A 387-nucleotide genomic window follows, 5' to 3' on the forward strand; every position below is an offset into this window, starting at 1 on the left:
TACGATATTCTCAGGCATTTCCCATTCTCGAATTAAATAGCGACTCTCTAAAATACTAGATTCATTTTCATCAAAAGAAATACCATATAAACCAGATACATTAACGTGATCGTCTGCCCAAGAATTTGGCTTTGAAGTAGGGTGAGTATCAAGACGAAGAGTTCCCCCATTTTGTTCTTTTAGAAGGTTTATGTATGATTCTGGAAGCTTTACGTTCAGTACCTCTTCTGCTTTTTTGATTAGTTCGTCGTTAATGGGTGCTAGTTTTAAATAGTCATCTTCTGCCCAAATTGTACTCTTCATATTCGGTCACCTCAAATAATAGTTTTAAGAATCTTATGTCATATATTATAGTTAGTTTAGATAACACGCAATAGAGGGAGGAAA

Annotated in this window: 1 protein-coding gene; it reads right to left on the bottom strand. The window is 34.6% G+C overall.

What is annotated here, in order from left to right; translation table 11 throughout:
* The coding region (locus MR167_RS31895) for an SMI1/KNR4 family protein (RefSeq protein WP_242316267.1) at nt 1-303 on the bottom strand (303 nt) is incomplete at its 3' end.
* Nucleotides 304-387 lie beyond the last annotated feature (84 nt).

The organism is Bacillus cereus group sp. BfR-BA-01355, from assembly GCF_022663675.1.
GTDB classification, from domain to species: Bacteria; Bacillota; Bacilli; order Bacillales; family Bacillaceae_G; genus Bacillus_A; species Bacillus_A thuringiensis_S.